Origin of the sequence: Cohnella luojiensis, assembly GCF_004564235.1 — a bacterium.
Classification (GTDB): Bacteria; Bacillota; Bacilli; order Paenibacillales; family Paenibacillaceae; genus Cohnella; species Cohnella luojiensis.
Genome location: NZ_SOMN01000065.1, coordinates 1 through 5810, shown reverse-complemented (window position 1 = coordinate 5810; position 5810 = coordinate 1). Strand labels below are relative to the sequence as shown.

The following is a 5810-nucleotide window of genomic DNA, read 5'->3' as shown; positions in this document are numbered from 1 at the left end:
AACTCGCCGGTTTTCCTTAGTGTGAGTGATTGGCGTTACACCTTCCACCTGCCTGACGTGCCTGACATACAAATGCTCACGTCATTGACGGTGATTATTGCACCGACAAAGTGCGTGAGCGGTAACACCCAAAGGGATTAACCTACTCTGATATAATCGAATAAATTATTCTACCACATGCGAGTGAAACTTCATGTGGTTTTTCTTCTTATCTTACGAGAACTAGTGATTCACTTACCCATTAAGAAAGAAGAGTTGATGTTAGAGTGCAGATTTGTCAATGTTCCGCCAATGTATACTATTTTTGATCAAGGCTTGAAGCCGATGGGAAGACAATTTGTTCATCTCTCCAAAGAGAGGGAGATAGCGCTAATGGTTGGGAGAAGGAAGGATACGACCCCGGTCTTGCTAATAATTAATTCTGAGAAGGCATGTAGTGCTGGAATTTCATTTTATCAAGGTAATCATTCAGTCTACTTGTCTGACGGTATTCCTCCTGCCTATATTAATCTGGACAATGAGTAGTAGAAATTTTCATTTTCATCCCATAACGAAAAGTAATAACTCTTGTGGTACAACCTCGCTAATAGCGGGGGTGTACCATTTTTCCATACGAAAAAGTTATTGGAACAAAAATGATACAAGCACGTTACCAGAACTTGAGTATCCAGTAAAACGATACGAAATAGACATTGTTCATAATGGTTTTATGTGGAAGTGAAAGCAAAAAGGTACTGGAGAAGTTGGTTTCCAAAGAAGTTAGGCCGGGAAATTGGAGACGGTCTTTATGAAGATGCTGCAGCGCAACTTAAAAAGTACGAAAAATTAACCGATTATAATAGGGGTATTGGATATCAAGAATTGATGATATTAGAATTATCGATTTAGACAACACTCCTTTTGATCCCGACTATCCGGAGTTTCATCCCAATGATATCTATATGGGAATTGAGTCAATTGGGCCAGTGAAAATAGTTTATGACTTTTATATTTATAATGATGGGAAAAAAGAAGCAGTTCAACGTTTAATGCGATGGTAGCGGCACACGATTACTATTTTGTTGATTTTGATTATAAAAGAAAAGGAAAAGGCCGTGGTGGGCAGGAAGGTCAAGAGGAGGAAGGTAAGTAATTCCACATAAAATTAATACGAGGAGTTGAACATGAGAAATCTTATGATTCTAATTTGTCTGCTATGTGTTTTTGGTTGCTCGGATAACAAAAAAGAAAGTTTTTATGAGGAAGCAACCATTATTCTTGATACATTAGAGGATGTAATTAAAAATAAGGACATCTATACAGAAAAAGAGAGAAAAAAAATAAACTCGTTTATGGATAAACAACATCCTCCTCGATCAGAAGAAATCAAGAGCAAGATGAGGGCAATCACAAGATATTATTTTGCTAAAATTAAATTCCGAAATCTGAATGACCCACAAAACGATGTTCTCGTTGAACGCCAATTAGCAGAATTGAATGCACTTAGACAAGAACTGCTATCATTTAAGGAATAGTACGAAATTTCGCTTCTGCGTGCCTTGTTTACATTTTAGTTTCCAGATAATAGGATAGAGAACAGGCATTTTATTGGCCACATGCGAGTGTAACAACTCCATGTGGTTTTCTTTCACCAAAATTTTCGACTCGTTTCAGGAGTGGTAAAATTCGTCACCCGCATGTACAACCACTATGGCGAACGCGTTCGCGAAGGCATCGGCTGGATTGGTGACCTCGGCAATAGCCAGAAAGATGGAAACACCCAACTGACTTCCTACGACTACGATGAGCTAGGACGCCGTCTTCAGAAGGTAGTCGTACGCGGTGAGTCGGGCCAGGATGTTTTCGAATACCAGTATGATCCGAATGACAACGTCATCGTCGAGAAAAAACCGGGCGGCCTGACGACGCAGTATCAATACGACTTCATGAACCGTAAGGTTCGGGAGGATTACAACGACGGTACTTGGTACGCCTACACCTATGACAAAGCGGGCAATATGCTGACCCGTACTGATAAGAACGGAACGATCAATTACGGCTATTACGATAACAACCAATTGCAACAGACAACGTATCCGAACGGCGATACCGTTGTCTATGAGTATAACGATAACGGGGAAAAGATAGCCGAGATCGTGAACGGCGAACGTACGGAATATGAGCTCGATCTAAACGGCCGTCCGACGAGTTATACCGACAGCAAAGGGTACAAGTATGAATACGAGTACGATGCCGACGGTTACGTAACGGCGGTAAAATATCCGAACGGAACGGTAACTTCCGTCGATTATAAACCGGGCCATCTGATCGATACGCAAAAGACGACCCGCGCAGATGAGGCATTGCATGCCAGCGCGTATAATTACAATGCACGTGAATTTATTACCGGTGTTCAAGAACAAAACGGATCTTCTGGTTATGTCTATAATGACCGGGAGCAGCTGCAGCGGGTGGAAACGGTAGACGGTGACGTAATCCTGTATGAATACGACGGCGCTGGTAACCGGACTGTCCGCAAAGCTGTTATTCAAGGAACCGTAGAGGACAAGAACCAAGTTATCACGACGGAAGAGCTCGTTCAGAAGGTGCTTGAATCGTTCGGGGTAAAGCCGGGCAAATCGTCCAAACCGGACAGCGGTGCTCCTTCCTGCGAACCGAATGGGAACGGGAACGGGAACGGTAAAGGTAATGGGAACGATAATGGCAATGGAAACAGTAATAACAATGGTGATGGTAATAGTAACGGCAATGGGAAAACCGGCGCATCCGGCGAAGTTCACATTTCCTCGAACGGCAATGGAGGAGGAAACGGAAACTCCGGCGGAAACGGTAATGGCGGAGGGAGCGGTAACTCAGGCGGTAACGATAACACTAACGGAAACGGAAACTCCGGCGGAAACGGGAACGGCGGAGGGAACGACAATGGCAATGGCAATGGTAAGGATAAGGATAATGGCAACGGAAACGGCAAAGACAATAGCGACAATGGCGGCGGCTGCGGCTGGCTGAAATCGCTAGAGAAAGGTAACGGCAAGAAGCTCGGTCTGTACAAGAAGCTAGGTGGCGGAGGTGACATTGATAGCCTGTTCGAGACAGGTCAAATGGAGCATATTTTAGCCGCGATCGACAACGTCGTGAATGGCGAAGTCAATCTACCGCCAGGCGAGCACACGAAACTTTTCGAACGCATCCGCGAAGTCGGTAAAGGATATACCGTTATCGGGACGAATTATACGTATAATACCCGCAATCAACTCGTCCATCGGGAGAACCTGACCCGTTACGAGGAATACGACTATACGTATGACGACCAAGGCAGTCTGCTAACAGACAGCCGCAGCAAATTCGAATGGAATGCGCTCGGACAACTAACGAAAGTGACGTTCCCGGATGGTTTTGGCGAGAAGTACGCGTACGACATGCTGGGACGACGTACTAGCAAGACGCAATTCAATCATACGGGGGAAACGCAGGACGTAACCAATTTCACCTACAAAGGCGATACTTGGGTCATTACTGAAGAGCGGAACGCACTTGGCGAAGTAACGAAGTCGTATACGTTTGATGCGAACGACCGTCCGTTGTCCATCACTTACAAAGGCGAGACGTTCTGGTATGTCTATAACGGACACGGTGACGTTATGGCCATGACGGACAAAGACGGCAACATCGCTGCCCGCTACGAGTACGATGCTTGGGGTCTCGTCACCCGTATGTACAATCGCTACGGCGAGCGTGTCCGTGAAGGCATCGGCTGGATCGGCGATCTCGGTACTGGCAACGGGAGCCCGGGCTCGGTACAGGGGCCGGAAGACGACAGCGGTAATACGGAGCCGGATTATCATCCTGGCAACGGGAACGGTAATGGTAAAGGCAATGGAAAAGAACTCTCAGAAGAAGAGGCGACGGAAAGCACAACTCTAACGGAAGGAGAATCTGCGGAAACTCCGATCATAACCTTGGATCTGTCTGCCATCCTGACGGAAGAAACGGAACCAACCAAAGACATCACTACCGACCTCGTCAAAGAAAACCCGTTCCGATATGCAGGATACTATTTCGATAGGAAGACGCAATACTACTATCTACAAGCGCGGTATTACGATCCTCGTCCTGCTCGGTTTATTAGTGAGGATACGTATGAGGGGGAGATTGGGAATCCGCTTACTTTAAATCTTTATACGTATGCTCATAGTAATCCGATTGAGTATACTGATCCTACAGGGCATTATGTTGATATGAGTAAGCCGAAAAATGACCCTGAACCAAGATTGGGATACAATAGCAAAGATGGCATACTAATTCATATAACAGTAGAATCGGTTTTCTTGGCTATTTATGCAAATCAAAGCGGTATGAAGGCCTCGACAGAAGTGCTGGTTCCATTAAAGACGACAAAATCTGGTTATGGTAGAGCGGACATGGTGTTGGATCATAATGGGGTGCGCGAAGTATATGAATTAAAACCAATTACCCAATCCAGACCTCTCCATGTAAACATGACAAAACAAAAAGAGGCTAATGTGAAAGCAAAAGCTCAGTTACAGGAGTATATTGATGGATTTATTTCCCAAAGATATAACGCTCAACCAGGAACAACATTTGATCCAAATGGTATGATATTAGTTGTGCCAGGTTTTACTAAACAAATTGTAAAGTTGCGGACATATGATTCTGATCCAGGTATGATTTTTTTTGAAATCAAAGACAAACCATCAGGAATCAATATTGAAGACGCACAAAAAGTGATAGCTGGTGCAGCAAGTGTTGTTATTGCGTTTATTATTTCTCGAATTGCACCTGGAATAAAAAATATTAGATTGCCAGGTGCACCTCCGGTATCAGCATAAATTAGAAAATACCAGAAAGGTGTGGAAGTACAATTTCAACTTTATTGGGATTGAAGAAAATTGTATTACCAAAATTGGATATGTTCGGTTTTGAGTATTCAGGTAAACGGGATTCAGTGAGTTGGGCTTTTACTCGAAAGGTTGGAGAAGTCCTCCAATCTGTTTGCTTCGAGAAGATTGGTTCAAATCCTAATCGAATTCGATTCTTGTTAAGTACATCTGTTAGTTTAGAAACGATGTATACCAAAGACTTAGCGAAAGATATTCCGGATACATTGGAGTATAGTGACGATGATACGTTCTATTCTGTGCTTGAAATATTAACAGGTATTATTATCAATAAAGGTCTAGATTGGTTAAATGTTATGAGTAAACCAGACGTATTTCCTAGTAAAGAAATCTATAGAGAATTTTGGACGGAAATTTTATCTAGACAATCGGTTGGTGCAAATAAATATGACTTTGGCGACCCTAATATCATTAAACTGATTGAAAGCAATATCCATCAAAGCTCAAATGAAGGCACAAAAGAACCAGATTGGAAAATAATTATGAATGAGTCTTATGAACTTGGAGAGTATATTCGATTAACGTTCGGCGGTCGCTGGTCGTTAGATGGGCCCAATCAACTTCCCTTTATTGTCGATATTGCAGGTATAAAAAGCATAAAATCGAACCCAATCTTTTTCGTATCCAGGTTCTGGGGAAAGCCTGATTATGGGCCTTATTCGTTAACGGAAATGATTGATGGGTTGCGAGAAAGGTTGTAAATGGGAAAGCATGTTATACAAGCTTTTAGTTACTATACAAATGATCGTATATGCCTTTTTGACGTAAGCGTCAAATAGCCCCCACCTGTATTCGAGATGAGGGCTACGGTATGCTTGATTTATGATTTAAAGACTCGGCAAGCGAGAGGTAACGACGATGACCACGGCAACAGTCGATCTAATGCTTCCG

The 5810-nt window shown here is 43.3% G+C and carries 4 protein-coding genes; all 4 read left to right on the top strand.

The features are described from left to right. Positions 1-177 precede the first annotated feature (177 nt). Entirely contained in the window at positions 178-525 is a 348-nt protein-coding gene (locus tag E2980_RS25230; RefSeq protein WP_135154637.1) for an RNA 2'-phosphotransferase, read from the top strand. A 638-nt stretch (positions 526-1163) separates the two neighbouring features. Next, positions 1164-1514 carry a hypothetical protein gene (locus tag E2980_RS23475; RefSeq protein ID WP_135154636.1) on the top strand — a complete coding sequence of 117 codons (351 nt, stop codon included), beginning with the start codon at positions 1164-1166 and terminating at the stop codon, positions 1512-1514. A gap of 141 nt (positions 1515-1655) precedes the next feature. Beyond that, on the top strand, positions 1656-4850 hold the full coding sequence (locus E2980_RS23470) for an RHS repeat-associated core domain-containing protein (RefSeq protein WP_135154635.1): 3195 nt from the start codon (positions 1656-1658) through the stop codon (positions 4848-4850). 50 nt (positions 4851-4900) lie between these two features. Further along, positions 4901-5620 carry a hypothetical protein gene (locus E2980_RS23465; protein WP_135154634.1) on the top strand — a complete coding sequence of 240 codons (720 nt, stop codon included), beginning with the start codon at positions 4901-4903 and terminating at the stop codon, positions 5618-5620. Positions 5621-5810 lie beyond the last annotated feature (190 nt).

Coding starts and splice junctions, on each gene's coding strand:
- E2980_RS25230 (WP_135154637.1), top strand. CDS start 178: ATGCGAGTGAAACTTCATGTGGTTTTTCTTCTTATCTTACGAGAACTA.
- E2980_RS23475 (WP_135154636.1), top strand. CDS start 1,164: ATGAGAAATCTTATGATTCTAATTTGTCTGCTATGTGTTTTTGGTTGC.